Annotated in this window: 24 protein-coding genes and 1 pseudogene; 11 read left to right on the top strand and 14 right to left on the bottom strand. The window is 62.2% G+C overall.

All coding sequences use genetic code 11. The features are described from left to right. Positions 1-55 precede the first annotated feature (55 nt). From AC1DVV_RS21195 to AC1DVV_RS21215, 5 genes are all read left to right on the top strand, one after another. On the top strand, positions 56-1093 hold the full coding sequence (locus AC1DVV_RS21195; protein WP_457281947.1) for an SPFH domain-containing protein: 1038 nt from the start codon (positions 56-58) through the stop codon (positions 1091-1093). A 119-nt stretch (positions 1094-1212) separates the two neighbouring features. Next, a complete protein-coding gene (locus AC1DVV_RS21200) occupies positions 1213-2730 on the top strand; it encodes a DUF4178 domain-containing protein (protein WP_477702526.1) in 1518 nt (505 codons plus the stop codon). Positions 2731-2778: 48 nt separating this feature from the next. Next, the gene (locus AC1DVV_RS21205; RefSeq protein WP_007871890.1) at positions 2779-3000 is read left to right on the top strand and encodes a DUF350 domain-containing protein; all 222 of its coding nucleotides are present in this window, start codon (positions 2779-2781) and stop codon (positions 2998-3000) included. Between the two features lie 188 nt (positions 3001-3188). After that, positions 3189-4736 carry a polyamine aminopropyltransferase gene (locus AC1DVV_RS21210; protein WP_477689739.1) on the top strand — a complete coding sequence of 516 codons (1548 nt, stop codon included), beginning with the start codon at positions 3189-3191 and terminating at the stop codon, positions 4734-4736. After that, on the top strand, positions 4715-6349 hold the full coding sequence (locus AC1DVV_RS21215; RefSeq protein ID WP_477702527.1) for an FAD-dependent oxidoreductase: 1635 nt from the start codon (positions 4715-4717) through the stop codon (positions 6347-6349). The genes AC1DVV_RS21210 and AC1DVV_RS21215 overlap by 22 nt, the downstream gene beginning before the upstream one ends. A 955-nt stretch (positions 6350-7304) precedes the next feature. On the opposite strand, the gene AC1DVV_RS21220 is transcribed toward AC1DVV_RS21215, so the two are convergent. The 3 genes from AC1DVV_RS21220 to speD are packed head-to-tail and all read right to left on the bottom strand — an operon-like array spanning position 7305 to position 9857. Further along, the gene (locus AC1DVV_RS21220) at positions 7305-8708 is read right to left on the bottom strand and encodes an aminopeptidase P N-terminal domain-containing protein (RefSeq protein WP_477667078.1); all 1404 of its coding nucleotides are present in this window, start codon (positions 8706-8708) and stop codon (positions 7305-7307) included. A gap of 10 nt (positions 8709-8718) precedes the next feature. Continuing rightward, positions 8719-9483 (bottom strand): nucleotidyltransferase family protein, encoded by a 765-nt coding sequence (locus AC1DVV_RS21225; RefSeq protein ID WP_477667079.1) that lies wholly within the window; start codon positions 9481-9483, stop codon positions 8719-8721. Next, entirely contained in the window at positions 9480-9857 is a 378-nt protein-coding gene (gene speD, locus AC1DVV_RS21230) for an adenosylmethionine decarboxylase (protein ID WP_457281956.1), read from the bottom strand. The genes AC1DVV_RS21225 and speD overlap by 4 nt, the downstream gene beginning before the upstream one ends. 133 nt (positions 9858-9990) lie before the next feature. Here speD and tkt point away from each other — a divergent pair, with 133 nt between their 5' ends. The 4 genes from tkt (at position 9991) to AC1DVV_RS21250 (ending at position 13933) form a co-directional block, all read left to right on the top strand. Then, positions 9991-12033 (top strand): transketolase, encoded by a 2043-nt coding sequence (tkt, locus tag AC1DVV_RS21235; RefSeq protein ID WP_457281957.1) that lies wholly within the window; start codon positions 9991-9993, stop codon positions 12031-12033. 15 nt (positions 12034-12048) lie between these two features. Next, the gene (locus AC1DVV_RS21240) at positions 12049-12612 is read left to right on the top strand and encodes a hypothetical protein (protein ID WP_457281958.1); all 564 of its coding nucleotides are present in this window, start codon (positions 12049-12051) and stop codon (positions 12610-12612) included. After that, entirely contained in the window at positions 12609-13607 is a 999-nt protein-coding gene (gene gap, locus AC1DVV_RS21245; RefSeq protein WP_457281959.1) for a type I glyceraldehyde-3-phosphate dehydrogenase, read from the top strand. The genes AC1DVV_RS21240 and gap overlap by 4 nt, the downstream gene beginning before the upstream one ends. Before the next feature lie 95 nt (positions 13608-13702). Continuing rightward, entirely contained in the window at positions 13703-13933 is a 231-nt protein-coding gene (locus AC1DVV_RS21250) for a hypothetical protein (protein WP_457281960.1), read from the top strand. A 26-nt stretch (positions 13934-13959) separates the two neighbouring features. Here AC1DVV_RS21250 and AC1DVV_RS21255 read toward each other — a convergent pair whose 3' ends face one another. The 5 genes from AC1DVV_RS21255 to AC1DVV_RS21275 form a co-directional block, all read right to left on the bottom strand. Next, complete coding sequence (locus AC1DVV_RS21255; protein WP_457281961.1) at positions 13960-14406, bottom strand: hypothetical protein; 447 nt, start codon at positions 14404-14406, stop codon at positions 13960-13962. Between the two features lie 198 nt (positions 14407-14604). Next, positions 14605-15675: a pirin family protein gene (locus AC1DVV_RS21260; protein ID WP_457281962.1), complete on the bottom strand. Its 1071-nt coding sequence runs from the start codon at positions 15673-15675 to the stop codon at positions 14605-14607. A gap of 203 nt (positions 15676-15878) precedes the next feature. Beyond that, positions 15879-16640 carry an ABC transporter permease gene (locus AC1DVV_RS21265; RefSeq protein WP_457281963.1) on the bottom strand — a complete coding sequence of 254 codons (762 nt, stop codon included), beginning with the start codon at positions 16638-16640 and terminating at the stop codon, positions 15879-15881. Beyond that, on the bottom strand, positions 16637-17587 hold the full coding sequence (locus AC1DVV_RS21270; protein ID WP_457281964.1) for an ABC transporter ATP-binding protein: 951 nt from the start codon (positions 17585-17587) through the stop codon (positions 16637-16639). The genes AC1DVV_RS21265 and AC1DVV_RS21270 overlap by 4 nt, the downstream gene beginning before the upstream one ends. A gap of 110 nt (positions 17588-17697) precedes the next feature. Next, on the bottom strand, positions 17698-18489 hold the full coding sequence (locus AC1DVV_RS21275) for an SDR family NAD(P)-dependent oxidoreductase (protein ID WP_477702528.1): 792 nt from the start codon (positions 18487-18489) through the stop codon (positions 17698-17700). Between the two features lie 399 nt (positions 18490-18888). On the opposite strand from AC1DVV_RS21275, the gene AC1DVV_RS21280 reads away from it, so the two are divergent. After that, positions 18889-19236 carry a collagen-like protein gene (locus AC1DVV_RS21280; protein ID WP_477702529.1) on the top strand — a complete coding sequence of 116 codons (348 nt, stop codon included), beginning with the start codon at positions 18889-18891 and terminating at the stop codon, positions 19234-19236. Between the two features lie 76 nt (positions 19237-19312). On the opposite strand, the gene AC1DVV_RS21285 is transcribed toward AC1DVV_RS21280, so the two are convergent. From AC1DVV_RS21285 to AC1DVV_RS21305, 5 genes are read right to left on the bottom strand one after another with little or no spacing between them, the layout of a single operon-like run. Beyond that, positions 19313-19933, bottom strand: a complete 621-nt coding sequence (locus AC1DVV_RS21285; RefSeq protein ID WP_477667086.1) for a glutathione S-transferase family protein — start codon at positions 19931-19933, stop codon at positions 19313-19315. A 24-nt stretch (positions 19934-19957) separates the two neighbouring features. After that, positions 19958-20305, bottom strand: a complete 348-nt coding sequence (locus tag AC1DVV_RS21290; RefSeq protein WP_477707248.1) for a YciI family protein — start codon at positions 20303-20305, stop codon at positions 19958-19960. A gap of 12 nt (positions 20306-20317) precedes the next feature. Further along, on the bottom strand, positions 20318-20749 hold the full coding sequence (locus tag AC1DVV_RS21295) for a VOC family protein (RefSeq protein ID WP_457281969.1): 432 nt from the start codon (positions 20747-20749) through the stop codon (positions 20318-20320). Positions 20750-20788: 39 nt separating this feature from the next. Continuing rightward, positions 20789-21193, bottom strand: a complete 405-nt coding sequence (locus AC1DVV_RS21300; RefSeq protein ID WP_477702532.1) for a VOC family protein — start codon at positions 21191-21193, stop codon at positions 20789-20791. 51 nt (positions 21194-21244) lie between these two features. Further along, the gene (locus AC1DVV_RS21305; RefSeq protein ID WP_457281970.1) at positions 21245-21718 is read right to left on the bottom strand and encodes a VOC family protein; all 474 of its coding nucleotides are present in this window, start codon (positions 21716-21718) and stop codon (positions 21245-21247) included. A 147-nt stretch (positions 21719-21865) separates the two neighbouring features. Here AC1DVV_RS21305 and AC1DVV_RS21310 point away from each other — a divergent pair, with 147 nt between their 5' ends. Next, positions 21866-22543 carry a TetR/AcrR family transcriptional regulator gene (locus tag AC1DVV_RS21310; protein WP_477702531.1) on the top strand — a complete coding sequence of 226 codons (678 nt, stop codon included), beginning with the start codon at positions 21866-21868 and terminating at the stop codon, positions 22541-22543. Between the two features lie 113 nt (positions 22544-22656). Here AC1DVV_RS21310 and AC1DVV_RS21315 read toward each other — a convergent pair. Continuing rightward, positions 22657-22844, bottom strand: a pseudogene (locus AC1DVV_RS21315) (porin); the annotation flags it as partial.

The following is a 22844-nucleotide window of genomic DNA, read 5'->3' on the forward strand; positions in this document are numbered from 1 at the left end:
AAACGTCGTTATCGGCGGGTATCATGTGGCCGACAACCACTCAAGGGAGCGCGCTATGGCCTTAATGGACTTCATCAAGAAACAGTTCATCGACATCATCCAGTGGACCGAGGACGACGACGGCACACTGGCCTGGCGTTTCCCGATGGCCGACATGGAGATCCAGTACGGCGCCTCGCTCACCGTGCGCGAATCGCAAATGGCGGTCTTCGTCAACGAGGGCAAGATCGCCGATGTGTTCGGTCCCGGCATGTACAAGCTGACGACGCAGACCATTCCGGTGCTGACCTACCTCAAGAACTGGGACAAGCTGTTTGAGTCTCCCTTCAAGAGCGACGTCTACTTCTTCAGCACCCGCCAGCAGATCGACCAGAAGTGGGGCACGCCCCAGCCCATCACCATTCGCGACAAGGACTTCGGTGCTGTCCGGCTGCGCGCCTTCGGCAACTACAACTTCCGTGTTGCCGACCCCAAGCTTTTCCATACCGAAATTTCAGGCACACGCGACCGCTACACCACGGCCGACCTTGACGGGCAGCTGCGGGGTCTGGTGCTGCAGAACATTTCCGCCGCCATTGCAGCCAGCGACATTGCCTTCCTCGATCTGGCCGCGAACCAGCTCGTGTTTGCACAGGCGCTGGCGGCGCAGCTCGTGCCCGAATTTGCCAAGATCGGCCTGAAGCTCGAGGGCATGACGGTGCAGAACCTCTCGCTGCCCGAAGAGCTGCAAAAAATCCTCGACCAGAAAATCGGCATGGGCATGGTCGGCAACGACATGGGCAAGTTCATGCAGTACCAGACGGCGCAGGCCATCCCGAAGTTCGCCGAAGGCGGCGGGGGCGGCAGCGGTATTGCCGGTGACGCCATGGGCCTGGGTGCCGGTGTGGCGCTGGGCCAGGTGCTGGCGCAAAACCTGCAGCAGGGCCTGCAGGGCAACACAGCCCAGGCGGCTTCGGCCGCAGCGGCTGCGGCGGTCAAGCCAGACGATGTCATGGCCACGCTCGAGAAGCTCGGAGAACTCAAGGCCAAGGGCATCCTCACACAGGAAGAGTTCGACGCCAAGAAGGCCGAGCTGCTAAAAAAACTGGTCTAAGTATGTGGCCCCCACGCTTGTCACTTCGTGTACTACGCTGCCCCCCGGGGGGGCCGTCGCTTGCTCGGGGCGGCCCTTCGCTGCGCGTGCCTTCTGTCCGGCACTGAGCTTCATCTGCTGTGACTGACGTCACCCAGCAACGCGCCTACCGCGCGCCGTGTCCCGGCTGCGGTGCGCCTGTTGAATTCCGCAGCGCGCAGTCCACCCATGCGGTGTGCGGCTACTGCCAGAGCACTGTCGTGCGCGATGGTGACACGCTGTCGCGCATCGGCAAAATGGCTGAACTGTTCAACGACTTCAGCCCCCTGCAGCTGCAGGCCTCCGGGGTCTGGCAGGGCCGCAATTTCACACTGGTCGGCCGGCTGCAATACAAGTACGCCCAGGGAACCTGGACCGAGTGGTACGCCATCCTGGACGACGGCGGCGCGGCCTTCCTGAGCGAGGACAACGGCGCTTATGTTTTCAGCCGGCCCACCAGCCTGCAGCGCGCCGTACCGCCCGCAGAAAACTTTCGCATCGGCGCCACCACGGCGATCAATGCCAAGCCCTTCAGTGTGGCCTCCAACGAGAGCGTTGTGCTGCTGTCGGCACAGGGCGAGCTGCCGCGCCTGCCAGCGCTGGGCATGCCTTTTGCCGTGGTTGAATTGCGCAGCACGGATGGCGATGTACTCAGCGTCGACTACGGCACGGCATCCGGTGGCGGCGCGCCGGCGCTGTCGGTGGGCCGCTCGGTACTGCTTGACGAGTTGAAGCTGGCTGGCCTGAAGGACGAGTCTGCCAAGGAAGAAAGCGGCAGGCAATTCAGCTGCCCCAACTGCGGAGCGACGGTGGCGGTTACGCTGGCTGCCAGCAAAAGCATCACCTGCAGTTCCTGCAACAGCCTCATCGACCTGAGCCAGGGCACAGGCGCCGCGCTTCAGCATGCGATCCAGGACGAACCGGTGGCCCCGCTGATCGCGCTGGGAAGTACAGGCCAGTTGCTGGGCACGCAATGGCAGGTCGTCGGGTTCCAGCACCGCATGGGGTACGAGCCCGACGACCCGGACGAGCACTTCGGCTGGGATGAATACCTGCTCTACAACCGCAAGCGCGGCTTTACCTTTCTGGTGGACGCCACCGACGGCTGGAGCGTGGTCAAGCCCCTGACCGGCGCGCCCACCTTCAAGACGGGTGGCGACAGCGCCACCTACCTCAAGACCACCTACCGCCTGCAAAGCAGCTACCGCGCCGAGACGACGTATGCTGCCGGCGAGTTCTACTGGCAGGTTCAGCGCGGGCAAAAAACCTTTAACCGCGATTTCGCCAGCGGCAGCGCGCTGCTGTCCCAGGAAGAGGCGCCGAACGAAGTCACCTGGTCCAGCGGCAGCAAGCTGGACGGCGAACTGATCGCCAGGGCTTTCAAGCTTGAAGGCAAGAAAGACCTCTTCAAGCGCGCGGATGCCAAGCCCCTGAGCAGTGCGTCGGGCATGGGTTGCGGCACCATTGTTGTGGTGGTGCTGGTGATACTGGTGGTTCTGTTGCTGGTCACACGCTGCTCGCGCTGCGACCCGAATGTCGAGAACTGTTCTTCGTCCAGCAGCTCGCGCAGTTCAGGCGGCTCATTCGGTGGATTTTCCGGCGGAGGCGGCCATAAATGAAGCCGGCCCCTTTCTATTCAACCTGGCAGATTTTTTCTGGAGAACATCATGGGACTTGAATGGCTTAAACCCGCCGCATTCCTCGGCTCGATTTTGTTCGCGCTGATCGGCGTGATCATCTTCTGGCTGAGCTTTGTGATCATTGACAAAATGACACCGTACGACCTGTGGCTGGAGATTGTCGAGAAGCAGAACGTGGCGCTGGCGCTGGTGGTTGCTGCCATGGCGTTAGGCATCTGCGTAATAGTAGCCGCCGCCATCCACGGGTAGTTCCCGGCTACTGCGCGGACCGGGGGCGGCGTTGGTCCGGTGCTCCGAATCCTCACGTACTTCAAGTATGTTCCGGTTCGTCCGCTCCGTCCGCCTTGCCCGCGGCCCGCTCGCTACGCCCTGGGCGCCGTCGTTGATCGGCTCGCTGCGCATCGCCTCACTTACGTCCTGCTATCACCTGGTCTGTTTTGAACACTGAATCCTCCCCCTCCACCACACCGCGCCCTCTTGAGGTCGCGCTGCTGGCCAGCGTCTTTGTGGTGGCGGCGTGCGGACTGGTGTATGAATTGGCCGCGGGCGCCCTGGCGTCTTACCTGCTCGGCGATTCGGTGTTGCAGTTTTCCACCATCATCGGAAGCTACCTGTTCGCCATGGGCATTGGTTCGTGGCTGTCGCGGTTTTTCGAGCGGCAGTTGCCGGCCCATTTTTTGCGCATTGAATTGATGGTGGCGCTGGTGGGCGGTGCGTTGCCTGCCACGCTATTTCTGGCGAATGCCTATGTGCCCGGCGCTTTCCGTTTTCTGCTGTACGCCATGGTGCTGCTGGTGGGCACGCTGGTGGGGCTGGAGATTCCGCTGGTCATGCGCATCCTGCGGCGCAACGTTGCACTCAAGGAGCTGGTGTCGCAGGTGCTCACCTTCGACTACCTGGGCGCGTTGGCCGTGTCGCTGGCATTTCCGCTGGTGCTGGTGCCGCATCTGGGCCTGATCCGCACCGGCCTGCTGTTTGGCCTCATGAACGCGGCTGTCGCGGTGTGGGCGCTGTGGCTGTTCCGCCATGAGCTGCGGCACGTCAAGTCGCATGCCCTGGCTTGCCTGGGGGTCTTGAGCGTGCTGGGCGCCGGCTTTGTGGGTGCGAACCAGATCACCACACTGGCCGAAGACCATTTCTACCAGGACCGTGTGATCTTCACCGCCACCACGCCCTACCAGCGCATCGTGGTGACGAACGGCCGCGCCGGCCACCGCCTGTTCCTCAACGGCAACCTGCAGTTTGCCGAGCGTGACGAATACCGCTATCACGAAGCGCTGGTGCACCCCGTGATGAGCGCACACGGTGCGCCGAAGACGGTAGCGGTTTTGGGCGGCGGCGACGGCATGGCGGTGCGCGAAGTCCTGAAATACCCCAGTGTGGAAAGCGTCACGCTGGTAGAGCTGGACCCGGCCATGACGCAGCTCTTCAGCCAGCAGCCCGCCTTGAAACGCCTGAACGGCGACGCGCTGCTGTCACCCAAGGTGCGCGTCGTGAATGCCGACGCCTTCCAGTGGCTGGACAAAAACGCCGGCATGTTCGACATCATCATTGTGGATTTCCCCGACCCGACCAATTTTTCCATCGGCAAGCTCTACACCAACTCGTTTTATGCGCTGCTCGACCAGCACCTTTCGGCCAGCGGGTATGCCGTCATCCAGACCACGTCTCCCCTGGTGGCGCGGCGCAGCTACTGGACGGTGGTGAGCACGCTGGAGTCCGTCGGGCTCAAGGCCGCCCCCTACCACGCCAATGTGCCCAGTTTTGGCGAATGGGGTTTTGTGGTCGCCAGCCGGCGGCCTTTCAGCCCCACGACGCAAATGGGCACCCTGCCTGCCGGCCTGCGTTTTCTGGACCCGCAGACCCTGCCCTTGCTGTTTGATTTCCCTGTGGACATGGCACGCGTGCCGGCGCCCGTGAACCGGCTCTCCAGCCAGGAACTGGTGCACAGCTACGAGCAGGAATGGGGCAAGGTGCTGCATTGAAGCGCCGGGATTTCCTGGCCGCCTCTGCACTCCCGCTGCTGGGCTGCAAGGAGGCCACGCACGTTGAAGGCATTTTTGTGGGTGCAAACCATGAGCGCGGCCATCTGCTTCGGCCTGACGAGACCGGCAGGGCCCGTGCCTGGCCGGCCCCTTCCGTCACCCGGCGCACCCGCGTATTGATTGCCGGTGGCGGTGTGGCCGGCCTGGCGGCGGCGCGTGCGCTGCGCCTGCGCGGCATGCAGGACTTCGCGCTGCTGGAGCTGGAAGACCATGCCGGCGGCAACAGCCGCGCGGGCCTGGTCAACGGCGTGCCCTGCCCGCTGGGCGCGCATTACCTGCCGGTGCCCGGGGATGCGGCGCGTGATGTGCAGGATTTGCTTGAAGAACTCTCGTTGCGCCGGCGTGTGGCCGGCCGCTGGGTATACGACGAACGCCATCTGTGCCACAGCCCGCAGGAGCGGCTGTTCATCAACGGCCAGTGGCAGGAAGGGCTGCTGCCGCTGCAGGATGTGGACGCTGGCGTGTTGGCTGAATACCGGCGTTTTGCGGCGCTGGTGCAGCAGGCCTCGTCTGTGGCCGCATTCCAGATTCCTGTTGCCGGAGTGGCCCTGGCACCGCAACACCGCGCGCTGGATGCCGTGACGTTCAAGGCATGGCTGGACCAGCAGCAACTCACCAGTACGCCACTGCGCTGGTACCTCGACTATTGCTGCCGCGACGATTACGGCGCGGGCCTGGACACCGTATCGGCCTGGGCCGGCATCCATTACTTCGCCAGCCGGCATGGCTTTCAGGCGCCCGGCGACGCAGCTTCTGCGGAGCGCGAAGCGGGTGTGCTCACCTGGCCCGAGGGCAATGGCTGGCTCACCCGCCAATTGGCCGCACCACTCGGTGAACGCCTGTACGCCGGCCGCACCGTGGTTCGCGTGGCTGCGGGCCGGCATGGTGTGGAGGTTGACGCCTTCAATGCCGCGACCCAGGTCATTGAGCGCTGGCAGGTTGAGCAATGCATCCTGGCCATGCCGCTGTTTGTGGCGGCGCGTGTGGTGGAAAGCCCGCCGCCCGCATTGCGCGAAGCTGCTGGCCAGCTGCGTTACGCACCCTGGCTGGTGGCCAACCTGCACATCAAGGCCGCACTGCACGACCGGCCCGGTGCCGCACCCAGCTGGGACAACGTCATCTACGGTGGGGACGCATCAGACAGCGCTGCGCAGGCAGGCCTGGGTTACGTCGACGCCATGCATCAGAGCCTGCAGGCCGTGCCCGGCGCCACGGTGCTCACGTATTACCGCGCCTTTGGCATTGAACCGGCGGGCCGCAAAGCCTTGTACGAGAAGCCCTGGACGCACTGGCGCGACAGCGTGCTGGCCGAGCTGTCGGTGCCGCATCCTGATTTGCCCGGCAAGGTCACGCGCATGGACGTTATGCGCTATGGTCACGCGATGAGCACGCCGGTGTCGGGTGTGCGCAGCAGTGCGGCTCTGCGGGCGCTGCAGGGGCGTTTGCAGGCGCCCTGGCAGCGGCTGCATTTTGCGCACAGTGATTTATCGGGGTATTCGGTGTTTGAGGAGGCTTTTACGCAGGGGCATCGGCGGGGGTCGGGTTTGGTTTGAGTATTGTTTTTGGCTGGGGGTTGCTCCGGCGGTGTGTTCTTTGCTGAGGGTTGCTGGCCGGGGGTTGCCCGGCATGCAACTCACTTTCTTTTGCTTCGCCAAAAGAAAGTAAGCAAAGAAAAGGCGACCCTGGTTCCTGCGTCCCCTGCGCTTCGCTCCGGGGCAACCTGCGGTGCTCGGTCCAGCCGGGGTCAAAAACAACTCGCTTCGCTCAAACAAGTTTTTGCCCTGATCCGTCTGGTCCTCCGCTCCTCGGCGCATCCACAAGGGGGTGGAGACAGGAATACCAAACAGCCAAAGACAAAACCCCGAATACCTGAAGAAACAAGGACACGCCATGGCGTGTCCTTGTTGGTATTGGTTTCCTGATATTTCGGTATTCGGTTCCCGCACCCGGTTGCCCCTTCTGTCTGCGCCGAGGAGCGCAGGTTCAGGCGGATCAGGGATCGCGATTGTCTGAGCCGAAGGCGAGTTCGAGCGAGACCCCGCCTGAACCGAGCACCGCAGGTTGCCCCGGAGCGAAGCGCAGGGGTCGCAGACAGCAGGGTCGCCTTTTCTTTGGTGACTTTCTTTTGGCGACGCAAAAGAAAGTTACTTGCCGCCGGGCAACCCCCGGCCAGCAGTCCTCAGCAGAGTGAGCCCAAGCTGGAACAAGAACCACCTTTAAGCGAGTTCAATTCGAACACAACAAGAAACACGGCGCTATCAATTAAATAGCTGCTTGCGCTCGTCCCTATTGGATCCAACGCGCTTTCGATGCCTGAAACAAGGCCTGCTGACCCCCCCAAAATGCGCTCGGAGGCAGTTTTTGACGCCCAAAATGAAAATGGGCCTGTTTCTGGCCCATTTTCAGGAGATATTTGGCCTCTAGCCCAATGGGCATATGCGCCAGCAGCTATCAAATACATAGCATCGAGGCGCCCGTCCGGCCCTGCGGCAAACCGCAGCGTCCCCATCACCCCTTCATCAACGCCTCAATCTCATCCCCATCCACCGGCACCCCCCGCGTCATCAACTCACACCCCTTGGCCGTCACCAGCGCATCGTCCTCAATCCGGATGCCGATGTTCCAGAACTCCTTGGGCACGTTCTTGCCGGGCCGCACATAAATGCCGGGCTCGATGGTCAGCACCATGCCGGGCCGCAGGATGCGTGAGGGCTTGCGCATCACGGTCTGGCCCAGGGCGTCTTTTTCTTCGCGCGGCTTGCTGCCAGGCTCGGTGTAGTCGCCGCAGTCATGCACGTCCATGCCCATCCAGTGGCCGGTGCGGTGCATGTAGAACTGGCGGTAGGCGCCGGATTCGAGCACGTCGTCGACCTTGCCGTGCTTCTTTTTGTCGAGCAGGCCGGTGTCCAGCATGCCTTCCACCAGTACGCGCGTCGCCGCGTCATGCGGGTCCAGAAAGCGTTTGCCGGGCTTGGTTACTTTCACCGCGGCGTCTTGCGCGGCCAGCACGATGTCGTACAGCGTGCGCTGGGCCGGCGTGAATTTGCCGTCTGCCGGGAAGGTGCGGGTGATGTCGCTGGCGTAGCCGTCCAGCTCGCAACCGGCGTCAATCAGGCACAGCTGGCCGGGCTTGAGTTCGGTGTCGCCCGCGCGGTAGTGCAGGATGCAGGCGTTGGCGCCGGCCGCGACGATGCTGCCATAAGCCGGGAACTGCGAACCATGGCGGCGGAACTCGTGCAGCAGCTCGGCTTCGAGGTGGTATTCACGCAGGCCGCCCTTTAGTTTCCCGTTGGCACCGTCACGCAACATGGCAGCCGAGGTCTGCATGGCGCGCACGTGGGCACCGGCCGAAATCTTGCCGGCGCGCTTGAGGATCGCGACTTCATGGCTGTCCTTCACCAGCCGCATTTCGTCAAGCAGCTTGCACAAGTCGTGCTGGCTTTGCGGGCATTCGGCGCCGTAACGCACGCGGGCGCGCACCTTGTTCAGCCAGTCGTCCACCTGTGTTTCCAGGCCTTTGTGCGTGGCAAACGGAAACCACACGGCGCTCTGGTTGGCCAGCAGCTGCGGCATTTTTTCGTCCAGCGCTTCCACGCTGAAGGCAGCGTCCACACCCAGCGCGGCGGGCGCGGCCTTGGGGCCCAAACGAATGCCGTCCCAGATCTCGCGCTCCAGGTCCTTGGGCCGGCAAAACAGCGTGGTCTTGCCGCTGGCCTCAATCACCAGCCAGCTGTCGGGTTCGCTGAAGCCGGTCAGGTAATAAAAGTAGCTGTCGTGGCGATAGGGGAAGTCGCTGTCGCGGTTGCGCGGGTATTCGGGCGCGGTGGGCAGCAGGGCGATGCCGCCGCCGGCCGCCTTCAGGGCGCGGGCAATGGCGGCGCGGCGTTTTTCGTAGATCGTGGTGGTGCTCATGTGTTCTGCTTCAAGTCGTGGTGGTTTGGTTCAGCTCATCCAGCCGCGCCGGTGTGCCAACGTCGGTCCAGGCGCCTTCATACAGCTCGGCGCTCACGGCCTGATTGTCCATCGCCGTACGCAAAAGCGGTGCCAGTGGGGCTTTCAGGCCTTGCGGGTTGCCGAAGGGCAGGCTGTCGAACAATTCGCGCCGGTACAGGCCGATGGTGCTGTAGGTGAATTTGGGCTGCGGGCTGTCCTTGGGCAGGTTCAGCGCCAGTCCATCAGGGCCAAGGCCAAAGTCGCCTTTCGAGTTGTGTGCGGGGTTGGGCACCAGCCAGAGGTGGGCCAGCTTGTTGTCAGCGGCAAACCGCGTGACGGCGGCCTGGGTGAACTCAAAGCCGGGCACAAACACATCGCCCGCCAGTACCCAGAAAATGTCACCCAGTAGCGGCAGCGCACGCGCAATGCCCCCGGCGGTTTCCAGTGCACCGCCAAAATCCACGCCTTCGTGTGAGTATGAAATTGATAGCTGCTTGCGCGCGTCCTGATTGGGCTGCAGCCCGAAATGGCTTGAAGAAAGTGTAGAAAAATGGGCCGGAACCTGCTCGCCCAGCCAGGCCGTGTTGATGACCAGGTCGGTGAAGCCGCCGCGCACCAGCGCTTCGGCCTGCCAGTCAATCAGCGGCTTGCCGCGCACCGGCAGCAGGGGCTTGGGCGTGGTGTCGGTCAGCGGCCGCATGCGCTCGCCGCGGCCGGCGGCCATGATCATGGCCTTGATGGGTGCGCCGGTCATTGCGTATCGCCCCGGTCCAGCGACCGCTGCTCGGTCCATTCCGGGTTAAAGCGCCGCACCAGCGCGTCCATCAGGCCGCGTGCCCGGGCGGAGTGGTCGCCGCCGAAGTTGCACACATACACATCCAGCGTTACGGCTTTCTGCTCGGGCCAGGTGTGCACGCACACATGTGATTCGGCCAGCAGCACGGTGGCCGTGATGCCCCCGGGGCCGTGCACGGTGTCTGGAAAAGTGTGAAACAGCTGGTTGACGGCCTGCAGGCCGGCCGACTGCACGGCCTGCACGCACCAGTCGCCCAGTCGGGTAGCGTCGGTCAGCCAGGCCGGGTCGCAGCGGCATTTGTAAAGGTCGGCGGTCAGGTGAAGGCCTTGCATGCCCCTGACTTTAGTGCATGGCGGGGTGCTGTCCAGCCAAATCGGGGCCAAACCCCCGCCAAACCGGTGGGGAGGGCCCAAACGGTAAAATACCGGGTTACCCCTGATCTTTCCCCCTCCCGGAGCTGCCTACATGGCCAATACGCAAATGATGGCGAATGCGATACGCGCACTCGCAATGGACGCCGTTCAACAAGCCAATTCCGGACATCCCGGCGCCCCCATGGGCATGGCCGACATGGCAGTCGCCCTCTGGGGCAGCCACCTCAAGCACAGCCCGCACAACCCCAACTGGTTCGACCGCGACCGTTTTGTGCTGTCCAACGGCCACGGCTCCATGCTGATTTATGCCGTGCTGCACCTCACCGGCTACAAACTGCCCATTGGCGAACTCAAGAACTTCCGCCAGCTCCACAGCAAAACCCCCGGCCACCCCGAATACGGCTACACCCCCGGCGTTGAAACCACCACCGGCCCGCTGGGCCAGGGCCTGACCAATGCGGTCGGCATGGCGCTGGCTGAAAAGCTGCTCGCCAAAGAGTTCAATCGCGAAGGCCACACCGTCGTCGACCACAACACCTATGTGTTCATGGGCGACGGCTGCCTGATGGAAGGCATCAGCCACGAAGCGGCCGCGCTCGCCGGCGCGTGGAAGCTCAACAAGCTGGTCGCGCTGTATGACGACAACGGCATCTCGATTGACGGCCAGGTCGCTCCCTGGTTCATCGACAACACCGCCGTGCGTTTCGCCGCTTACGGCTGGAACGTGCTGGGCCCCATCGACGGCCACGACGCCGAGCTGGTCTCGCAGGCCATTGAAGGCGCCAAAAAATCCAGCGACAAGCCCACGCTGATCATTTGCAAGACGCACATCGGCAAGGGTTCACCGAATCGCGCCAACACCGCCAAGGCCCACGGCGAGCCGCTGGGCGCTGAAGAAATCAAGCTCACGCGCGAAGCCCTCAACTGGCCTTATGCACCATTTGAAGTGCCGAAGGAAACCTACGACGCGTGGGACGCCAAGGCCAAGGGCTTGGCCGCTGAAGCCGCCTGGGACGCGAAATTTGCCGCCTACAAAGCTGCGCACCCCGCGCTCGCCGCCGAACTCACCCGCCGCATGAAGGGCGACCTGCCCAAGAGTTTCTCGCAGCTGGCTGTCGACACTGTCATCGGCGCGCACACCAAGGCCGAAACCGTGGCCTCCCGCAAGGCTTCGCAGCTCGCACTCGAAGCCTTCACCGCCGGCCTGCCAGAGTTGCTGGGCGGCTCGGCCGATTTGACCGGCTCCAACCTCACCAACACCAAGTCCACGCCCAACCTGCGTTTTGACATGAACGGCGAAGTCGTGCTGACGGCCAATGCCGAAGGCGTGAGCGCGGGCGGCCGCCACATCAACTACGGCGTGCGCGAATTCGGCATGGCCGCGATCATGAACGGCATCGCGCTGCACGGTGGCTTCATTCCCTACGGCGGTACCTTCCTCACCTTCAGCGACTACAGCCGCAACGCCATCCGCATGGCCGCGCTGATGAAGATCCGCGTTATCCACGTCTTCACGCACGACTCCATCGGCCTCGGCGAAGACGGCCCGACGCACCAGTCCATCGAGCACGCGGCCAGCCTGCGCCTGATTCCCAACCTCGACGTCTGGCGTCCGGGCGACACGGCTGAAACGGCTGTTGCCTGGGCCGTCGCGCTCGAGAACAAGAACAAACCGACGGCATTGCTGCTGAGCCGCCAGAACCTGCCTTACGCACCGAAGAACGACCTCGGTGAAATCAGCAAGGGCGCTTATGTGCTGGCCGAGCCCGCCGAAGTGGGCCTGAACAAAAAGGCCCAGGCCGTCATCATTGCCACCGGCTCTGAAGTGCAACTCGCGCTCAAGGCGCAAGAGCTGCTGGCCGCCCACAAGATCGCCGTGCGTGTGGTCTCCATGCCCAGCAACACGACGTTTGACAAGCAAAAAACGGCGTACAAATCCGAAGTGCTGCCAGAAGGCATCCCCCGCATCGCGGTGGAAATGGGCGTGACGGACGGCTGGTGGAAATACGGCTGCGCCGCCGTGGTGGGCATCGACAGCTACGGCGAGTCGGCTCCTGCGCCCGTGTTGTTCAAGCACTTTGGTTTTACCGCCGAGAACGTGGCCGACACCGTGCGCAAGGTGCTGAAGAAATAAACCTCACGAAGCCGCATGCCAAAGCTCATCTGGCTCGCCCGCAACTCACTGGCCTTCCAGTTGGGTTTGCTGTGCTTTGTGGTTGCGACGAGTTTTCTTTATTTCTCGCTGCCGGGTAAGACGGCGGTGGCGTATGACGATCTGCGCGTGGAAACCGCGGTCGTCAGCCGCGTTTCACAAATTGAAACTCGCCAGCGATACAGGCTGGGTGTGACCGAGCTTGAGTATTTCTTCGAAGGTAGCGTCGGTAAGGACGCTTACGGATGGACCCTGGTAGCGCTTCGGGACGGCGCAATGCAGAAAGTCTCAGACATTCCGTTCGGCAGCCTTGTTGATCAAGAGGTGGTACTGCGAAGCGATCCAGCAACGTCTGAAATTTACGTGCTGGAACGGGGTGGTGCCGTACTGTATTCCTATGACGACGCGCTCCGTTTCCGCGAGGCTGTGGCGCTCAACCGCCGTGGACTGGCGCAATGGGGTTACGTGTTCGCATTCTGTCTTTTTGCCTGGGGCTGGCTCGCCAATCGCGATCACACGGGTGCAAAGCATCGTTTTTCAAACTCACAGGAGATCTCATGACTATCAAACTCGGCATTAATGGTTTTGGCCGTATCGGCCGCAACGTGTTTCGCTCGGCCATCAAAAGCTTTGGCGACATTGAAATCGTCGGCATCAATGATTTGCTCGAGCCTGAGTACCTGGCCTACATGCTGAAGTACGACTCGGTGCACGGCCGCTTCGAAGGCGACGTGTCCGTTGAGGGCAACACGCTGATCGTCAACGGCAAGAAGATCCGCCTGACGCAGGAACGTGACCCCGCCAACCTCAAGTGGGGCGATATCGGCGCCACCGTGGTGCTGGAGTCCACGGGCCTCTTCCTCGACAAGGCTTCCGGTGAGAAGCACCTGGCCGCCGGCGCGAAGAAGGTCATCTTCTCGGCACCGTCGAAAGACGACACCCCGATGTTCGTTTTCGGCGTCAACGACAAGACCTACAAGGGCGAGGCCATCATTTCCAACGCCAGCTGCACCACCAACTGCCTGGCGCCTATCGCCAAGGTGCTGAACGACAAGTGGGGCATCAAGCGCGGCCTGATGACGACCGTGCACGCGGCCACTGCCACGCAGAAAACCGTGGACGGCCCGTCGAACAAAGACTGGCGCGGCGGCCGCGGCATCCTGGAAAACATCATTCCCTCCAGCACCGGCGCTGCCAAGGCTGTGGGCGTGGTGATCCCCGAGCTCAACAAGAAGCTGACCGGCATGTCCTTCCGTGTGCCCACCTCCGACGTGTCGGTGGTTGACCTGACCTGCGAGCTCAACAAGGAAGCCACGCTCAAGGAAATCTGCGCCGAAATGAAAGCGCAAAGCGAAGGCGCACTCAAGGGCATCCTGGGCTACACCGAAGACAAGGTCGTTGCCACCGACTTCCGCGGCGAGACCTGCACCAGCGTGTTTGACGCCGATGCGTCCATCGCGCTCGACGGCACCTTCATCAAGGTCGTCGCCTGGTACGACAACGAATGGGGCTACTCCAACAAGTGCCTCGAAATGGTCCGCGTGGTGGCGAAGTAATTCACTTCAACATCGCCAATAAAAAAGCGCCTCCGGGCGCTTTTTTATTGTCAGTGCAATACTCGGCGACCGGTCGCACTGAAAGGTTCATGCTGATGCCCCTGACGTTCAAAAAACTCAACGAACAAGTGGTGAGTGTTCATCTGAGCAGCGGCGAGCTGGTGGGCCAGCTCAAACTGATTGGCGGCGTGTGGAAGTTCAAGGCCATTGGCTACACCGCAGACGGCCATGTAGTGCCCGGCGGTGGGCCGCTGACGGATCGCCACAACATGACTTTCGCCACGCTGGACGAGGCGGCGATCAACACAGGTTTGATGCCTGTCTGAGTGGCCGGTCAACCCGCTGAACCCGGTTAACCCGGCAGGGTCAGGCCGGGCCGTTCATCGTCCCAGGCCATGGCGCTCATCTTCCAGCCGTCAGGCGTTTTGACAAACTGTGTCGAGATCATGCCGCGCGCCTCGAATGCCTCGCCGTTCATCGTGCCGGCCTTGCCGTAAGCGCTGTAGCGATGGGCAATGTTGCCGAAGATTTGTGTGGTTTCCGACAGCTCCCATTCCCTGAAGCGCGTGAGGCCGCCGCTGTCCACCATGGCCTGCCGCGGCGCGATGAATTCGCGCACGCTGGAAATCTCGGGTGCGGTTCCTGTGTTCTTGATCAGGAGGCCTGCGTCGATGAAGAGCGCGTGAATGTCATCGTAAGGCGGCACGCTGCCCGGCTCAAACGAGACGGCGCGAAAGAACGCCTGCGCCAGCGCATTCAGTTCGTTTTTGACCGCTTGGGAGTTGGGCTCCTGGCTCATGGCATCTCCTTGTGTTGGCGGGAGTGTAGGCGTCTGCTGCCGCACCCCACAGGCGGCGTTTGCGAAACCCGATATTGCCTGGGGGTACTGCGGGGAAGTTGACTGGTAATGCCGGAGTTATGCGAAAAGTGCCCCGGAGCGGCTAAGAACAAGCGCGGGCAGCTATTAAAAATATAGCAGCGAGGCGCTGCTCGGCCGTCAGTCGCCCGTCGGCCGCTCTTCGCGTCCGCCCGGGTGCCGCGCAAAGCGCGCCGGCTCCCGCCCATGCACCGGCGCGTCATCGCCAAACGACCAGCCACCAAACTGCGTGCGCTGGTAGTCCGCCATGGTCTGTGCAATTTCGGCTTGCGTGTTCATGACAAACGGGCCGTACTGCACCACCGGCTCACCAATGGGCCTGCCTTGCAGCATCAGGAATTCGGCTTCCTCGCCGCCGTTGATGATCTCCGCATCCACGCCGGCCCGCAGCTCGATGGCGCTGTCCACGTTCACCGCCTGGCCGCCCAGCGTCGCAGACTGCCCCTTGAAAAAATACAGGTGGCGGCGCGTGCCTTCGCCCGTTGCGGCGGGCAGCGTCCAGCGGGCGCCGGGCACCATGCGAATCGTCCAGATCGCCACGTCGGCCTCGGCTTGCGAAGCCCACGAATCCGGCGGCGGCGCCAGCGGCGCGGCCTGGGTATTTTGAATACGGCCGGCAATCACGGCCACTTCGGTGCCGCGCCCTTCGGCATCCTTGATGTCCAGGCGCGGAATGTCCTGCGACCAGAACATGGTGAAGTGCGGCTCGCTCATCTTGCCGGCCGCCGGCAGGTTCAGCCAGATCTGGAACAGCTCCAGTGGATTGGGATTTTGCGGGTCCAGCAACGGGAACATCTCGGAATGGACCACGCCCTTGCCGGCCGTCAGCCACTGCACGTCGCCGCGGCCAAAGCGCGCTGTCGCGCCCAGGGAGTCGGAATGGTCGATCAGGCCCTTGCGCACGATGGTCACGGTTTCAAAGCCGCGGTGCGGGTGCGCGGGAAAGCCCGGCACCGTGCTGCCGTGGTACATGTTCCAGCCGTCCTTGCGGGCAAAGTCCTGGCCGATATTGCGCCCCGCGAGCGAGGCATCCGGGCCCATCTGCGCATTGCCGCGAGGGTAGGCGTCGTCGTGGTACACGCAAAAGAGGAACGGGTCGAGCGTTGCCCACGGAAAGCCGAGTGGCTTGACCTGGAGGACTGGATGGGCGGCGGAGTGAGCGACAGAACTTGCGGTGGGGTCGGCAGGCATGAAGAGGCCTTTCTGGCGTGAAACTTTCAAAGAACACATATAAGGTTGGCCGCTGTCCTTTCAAGCTGCACCGCCAGCCCACCTGGCCGGCCCGGCCTTGGCGGTTTAAGGGAAATATGCTTGTGGACCTTATGTAGAAAGCGCAAGCAGCTATAAAATCAATAGCATCTATAGGGCGTTGTCATCAATCGCCTGTCCCTTCCTCAGGCCTTCAGCTTCCAGCCCGTACGGAAGATCCACCACACCGCGCCGAGGCACAGCCCCAGAAAGCCCATGATGGCCGCCACGCTGATGCCTACGTTGACATCGGCCACGCCGTAAAAACTCCAGCGGAATCCGCTGATCAGGTAGACCACCGGGTTGAACAGGGCGACCTTCTGCCACAACGGCGGCAGCATGTTGATCGAGTAAAACGCGCCACCGAGGAAAGTCAGCGGCGTCACCACCATCAGCGGCACAATCTGCAGCTTCTGGAAGTTGTCGGCCCATAGCCCGATGATGAAACCGAACAGGCTGAAGGTCAGCGCGGTCAGCAGCAGGAAGCACAGCATCCAGAAAGGGTGCGCGATCTCATAGGGCACGAAGAGGCGCGCCGTTGCCAGGATCAGGAGTCCCAGCATGACGGACTTGCTCGCCGCAGCGCCCACGTAGCCCATCACCACTTCCATGGACGACACCGGCGCCGACAGCAGTTCGTAAATTGTCCCCGACCATTTCGGCATGTAGATGCCGAAGGCGGCGTTCGAGATGCTCTCGTTGAGCAGCGACAGCATGACGAGGCCGGGGATGATGAAGGCACCGTAGCGGATGCCGTCGATGTCACCCATGCGCGAACCGATGGCCGCGCCGAAGACCACGAAGTACAGCGAGGTCGAGATCACCGGCGAGGCGATGGATTGCATCAGCGTGCGGAAGGTGCGCGCCATTTCAAAGCGGTAAATAGCGCGGATGGCGTGCCAGTTCATGCGGCCTCCTTCTGGGCGCCCGGTTTGTCGGCATGCACCAGGCTCACGAAGATGTCTTCGAGCGAACTCTCGCTTGAATGCAGGTCCTTGAAGTCAATGCCGAGTTCGGCCAGCTGCTTGAGCAACGCCGCGATACCCGTCTCCTCGGTTTGTGTGTCGAAGGTGTAGACCAGGGTGTGGCCCTCTTTCGTCAGCTCAAGCGGCAGCCCTGCCAACGCACCCGGAATGGTTTGCAGCGGCGTTTGCAGTTGCAGGCTCAGTTGCTTCTTGCCCAGCTTGCGCATCAGCACCGTTTTGTCTTCGACAAGAATCAGCTCGCCCTTGTTGATGACGCCAATGCGGTCGGCCATTTCTTCGGCTTCCTCAATGTAGTGCGTGGTCAGGATGATGGTGACGCCGTTGTCGCGCAGCTCCCGCACCATTTGCCACATGCCCTTGCGCAGCTCGACGTCGACGCCCGCGCTGGGCTCATCGAGGAACAGGATGGTGGGTTCGTGCGACAACGCCTTGGCAATCAATACCCGGCGCTTCATGCCACCGGAGAGCGCCATGATCTTGCTGTCCTTCTTGTCCCACAGCGAAAGGTCGCGCAGCACTTTCTCAATGTAGGCGGGGTTGGGCGGCTTGCCGAACAGGCCCCGGCTGAAGCTCACGGTGGACCAGACGGTTTCAAACGCATCGGTCGAAAGCTCCTGAGGCACCAGCCCGATTTTGGCGCGAGCGGCGCGGTAATCCCGAACGACGTCATGTCCATCGGCCGTCACGCTGCCCGAGCTCGGATTGACAATGCCGCAGACGATGCTGATCAAGGTGGTCTTGCCCGCGCCGTTGGGGCCGAGCAGGGCGAAAATCTCGCCGCGCTGGATGTCCAGGTTCACCGACTTGAGCGCATGAAAGCCCGAAGCGTAAGTTTTGCTGAGTTTCTGAAGGGAAATAATGGGTTGCACGCGGCATCCTGACAAGAAAGCGGCGCCAGAATGTGGCGCCAGAAGAGACCCGAATCATTCTATAGAGCAAGGCTGAAAAAGCCGGGAGCAGGGTTTTCAAGATGGCGTGCTCAGGCCCCCTGGTTTTTTCTCAGCGTCGGCAAGCCGACACCGGCAGACTCAAAGCCACCGTCTACAGCCAGCACCTGGCCATTGACATAGCTGGCTGCCGGGCTGCACAAAAAGCCCACGGCCGATGCGATTTCTTCCACGGTGCCGTAACGCCCCAGCGGAATCACGTCGTGGTAGTCCGAGCGGATCGCCACGCTGTGAACCAGCTTGGCCATTTCCGTGTCCACCGGCCCGGGCGCGATCACGTTGGCCCGGATGCCGATGGTGCCCAATTCAACCGCCTGCTGTTTGGTCAGCTGGATAAGCGCGGCCTTGCTGGTGCCGTACGCCACGCGAAGCGTGCTCGCGCGCAGGCCCGAGATCGACGCGATGTTGACAATGCTGCCGCCGCCCGTGCGCTTCATGATGGGCGCGCAGGCCTGGCTGCACAAAAATGCGCCGTCCAGGTTGACGCCCAAAACCCGGCGCCATTCTTCAAATGTTGTCTCACCGATAGGCTTGAACACCGCGATGCCGGCGTTGTTGACCAGCGCATCGATACGGCCAAAGCGGGCGTCCACCTTCTCCATGGCCGATTGCACCTGCGCCGGGTCGGCCACATCGCAGTGCACCGCCAGTACGCAGCCTGCATCTTGAATGGCGGCAGCGGCGGGGAGCAGCGTGTCGCTGTCGATATCCAGAAGTGCCACACGGTAACCATTGGCCAGAAACCATTGCCCGATGGCAAGGCCAATGCCGCGTGCACCCCCTGTTACGACGGCCACGGGGCTGGTTGAAGAAGTTGCAGTCATGGATGTCCTTGTCTTGTTGTCTGGGTGTGAATGAAGAATGGGTTTTGGCAGTGGTCGCGGCTTTGGCTAAAGTTCAGCTTGAAGTTTGCACTACTGGACGTGGTTGCGCGCGTTGGCGATGCTGCCGATTCGGGACACGCTGTCGTGGGCCCGTCCTACAGCATGGGCGCTTGCCAATGGGTACCTTGAGCACTCATCCTGTTGTCTGCATCAGAAATGATTCTTTCAAGAGGGCCATGCATACGGCAGCCGTTAGCGGTTTTCGAATGTGTGACCTTCAGCAAAAGCGTTGTGGCTGGTATCGGTTTCATGCACATGATCCGTAAAAAAAACAGTTCACGGTCAAGGCAGGAACGAACTGTTGACGCACCTTGGTGCGAATTTTCCCAGAGGATCACTATGACAATGAAACACGCATTACTTTTATCCACACTGGTCGCAACGTTGGGCCTTGTTGCCTGTGAGCGGACGGTTGTCGCGCCGCCTGCGGCAGTTGTCACCGTGCCCGGGCCTGCAGGTCCTGCGGGGGCCACGGGTGCCGCGGGCACTGACGGCGCCAAGGGAGCCACGGGCGCTGGCGTTGGTATTCCCGGCCCGACCGGCGCTACCGGTGCGACTGGAGCGACGGGCTCTACCGGCTATGAAGGCGCAACCGGTGCTACCGGCGCCACAGGCGACACCGGAAAGACCGGCAGAACCGGTGCCACAGGCGATACGGTCGTGATCGTTCCCGCGCCCGCACGGTAAGGTTTTCGGTTGCACCGGCCGGCGAACGCGTGAGTGCTCGCCGGCTTTTTTGTTTTCAGCGGCGGGTACAAGGCATTTAACCGCCCTGTAATTCCGGAAAGGGCTCACGCCAGGCGGCCAACTGATTGAGGCGGTCGTGCCAGCGCCGGATTTCCGGGAAATTGTCCAGCGGCAAGCGGGCCTTTTCGGCGTACGGCAAGGGGATAGCTGCCGCGAAGTCGGCCACAGTCAGCGCGTCGCCGACGAGGTATTCGCGCCCCTTGAGGTGCGCTTCGAGCACCCCGGCGTAGCGCTCGAAGACCGGCGTCACCCGCGCAATCTCGGCCGGGTCGGCCTGGCTTTGACGGAAGCGCGGCTTGATGATGTGTTCGAAATAGAAGGTTCTGGCGGTTGGCGCGAACTCGGTGGCATCCCACATCAGCCAGCGGATCACCTCGGTCTGGCGCTTGTCGCTCGGCCACAGGTCGGAGCCGGCTTTCTCCGCCAGGTGGCACATGATGGCATTCGACTCCCACAAGGTCGTGGTGCCGTCCACCAGCACGGGCACCTTGGCATTGGGATTCATTGCGCGGAACTGCGGCGTACGGTGCTCGCCTTTTTCCAGCGCCACGTAGATGAACTCCACCGGCAGCTTCAAGTGCCTGGCGACGGCGCAGGCTTTTCGCGGATTCAGCGTGTCCGAGTAATAAAGCTTCATGCTGACTCATTTCATCGGTGATTTTCAGGCCGCCATGCGCGGCAGGTCGGACCACACCGGCCTGACCTCTATGGTCGCGGCCCTGGCCATGGGATGGCCGGCTGCGATGTCGATCGCCTCCTGCATGCCGGCGCATTCAATCAGCCCGTAGGCCGCCATTTTTTCCGCGCTATCGGTGAAGGGGCCACTGGTTACCCCGCGCTTGCCGCTGCGCACCCGCACCGTCATCGCGTCGTCGGGGGGGCGCAGCGGGTTGCCGTGCTTGAGGATGCCGCGGCTCCCCATGTCCTTTACCCAGGCGCCAATGTCGGCCACCAGCGTCGGCGTGGGCGCGAAGGCCGCGTCGTGGCAAATGATCAGCAGGAATTGCATATGCTTTCCCCATCAGGGCATGGGCAGCGGCTTGATGACCATCCACGACACGCCGAAGCGATCTTCCACCATGCCGAAAGACGAAGCGTAAAAGGTCTTCATGATGGGCATCTCTACCTTGCCGCCGTCGCTCAATGCCTTGAACAGGCGCTGCGCTTCGGCATCGCTGGCCGCAGTCAACGAGAGCGAGAAGCCCTTGAATTCCGGCTTGCCGTTGCCCATGCCGTCAGAGGCCATCACTTCCGTTTCGCCGATCCTGAAGCTGGCATGCATGATGTTCTCACCCGGGATGGCACCGCCGTCCGGCCCGCAGCCTTCGGTCATGGGTTCCGGGTTCTCCTTGAAGCGCATCATCATCTTCACTTCGGCGCCAAGCGCCTTGCGGTAAAACTCGATGGCCTCTTCGCAGCGGCCGTTAAAAAAGAGGTAAGACTGGATCAGCATGATTGACTCCTTCGTGGGTTGATAAGGCTGGGGGATTTTTCAGGCACTCATTTGCGCAGCGTGGGCTTCAACGTTCATCCAGGCGAGCTCCCAGAGATGACCATCCAGGTCTTCGAAGCCGTGCTGGTACATGAATCCGTGGTCTTGTGCCTTGTTGGGCGTGGTCGCGCCGCTGGCCACAGCCTTGCTGACCATCTCGTCGACTTCCTGGCGGCTGTCACAGGAAAGGCAGATCAGCACCTCGGTGCTTTTGCGTGCGTCGCTCACCGGCTTGGGGGTGAAGGTCTTGAAATAGTTCTCGACCAGCAGCATGACGAAGCTTTCCTCGCTCACGATCATGCAGGTGGCGTTTTCATCGGTGAATTGCGGGTTGAATTTGAAGCCCAGCGCGGTGAAAAACTTCACCGATTGGTTCAGGTTTTTCACGGGCAGGTTCACAAACATCTTGGTCGTCACGGGTCTCTCCTTGAATAAATTGAATGAGGAGGTGCTTCCTCAGGCCCTGTCATAGGCTTCCTGGAGGTCCTTGATATTGATCTTGCGCATCTTCAGCATGGCGCTCATGGCGGCGCCGGCCTTGGCCGGGTTCTTGTCGCCCAGCATGTTGCCGAGCGCGGTGGGGATGATCTGCCACGACAGGCCGAATTTGTCCTGGACCCAGCCGCACTGGTTGGGTGCCCCGCCCGCCGAGAGCTTGTCCCAGAGCTCGTCCACCTCTTCCTGCGTCTTGCAGTCCACGAACAGCGAAATCGCCGGCGTGAAGCTGAAGTGCGGGCCGCCGTTGAGTGCCATGAATTCCTGGCCTTCAAGCTGGAAACTGCCGGTCATGACCGAACCCTCCGGGCCCGGGCCTTCCTTGCCGTAGCGCCTGAGCATGGTGATCTTCGAGTTCTTGAAGATCGAAACATAAAAATTCATGGCTTCCTCGGCCTGGTCGTTGAACCACAGGAAGGGGGTGATTTTCTGCATGGTCTGGTTCCTTGAAAGAAGAGCGTTTAAAGAATCGTTAAAGGCTTGCGGGCCTTGTGCGGTGGCCAAATCAGCAGTATTGTGTACACCGTCCACAAAAGAATAGCAAAGATAATGAACACTGTCCACATAAATAAGTAACAAGCTATGTCGAGTGCGCCCCCTTCCCAGCCAGTCCCGCCGCCGCGCAGCACTTATCGCCACGGCGACCTGCGGCGTGCCCTGCTGGAAGCCGGGGTGGAATTGGCCCGCGCCGGCGGGCCCGGGGCCGTGGTGCTGCGCGAAGCCACGCGCCGCGCGGGCGTAGCGCCTAATGCGGCCTACCGCCATTTCGAAAACCGCCAGGCCTTGCTGTATGCGGTTCGTTCAGCCGCGCTGGCGGCCGTGGCCCGCGCGATGGAGGCCGAACTGGCTGCGCTGCCCCGGGGTTTGCCGCCAGCCGAATTCGCCCGCGCCAACGTGCGCGCGGTCGGCGCCGGCTATTTGCGTTTTGCGCAGGCAGAGAGCGGGTTGTTCCGCACGGCCTTTGGCCCCTCGGATGATTTGAAAGAAAGGGCCCAGGGCGCGCCGGCCAATGCCGAGCGCAAAGGGGAAAGCGGCCTGGACCCCTTCGAGCTGCTGGGCACCGCGCTTGACAAACTCGTGAGCGGCGGCGTGCTGTCGCCTGAGCGCCGGCCCGGCGCCGAGTTCCTCGCCTGGTCCGCAGTGCACGGCCTGGCCATGCTGGTGATTGACGGCCCGTTAGGCCCGCTCATCGGTCCGCAGATGCAGCAGATCGGCGAGCATCTGCTGGACATGGTTGAAAAGGGCCTGTGCGGGGACTAGGGGGAGTTGACATCCATTGATTGAATTTGCCCAAGGCTTGGCCGGTGCATTGATGACAAAAGCCCGCCGGAGGCGGGCTTTGCGTATCAGCTAGTTACGCCAGCTCCTGGCGCTCAGAAGTTGTGCTGAATGCCCACGCCGTAAACGCGGATCACGTCATTGGCGACGCGGTTGTTCGGGTCCGAGCGGTCATAAAAGCCGTACAGCGACGTGCGGTTGCTCATCTTGTAGGAGTAACCCGCCTGGAAGCGCTTGAGCTTGCCCGCCGGATCGCTCTGGACATCCTTGCGGATGTAGTTGG

The organism is Polaromonas sp. P3_B4 (genome assembly GCF_056402835.1).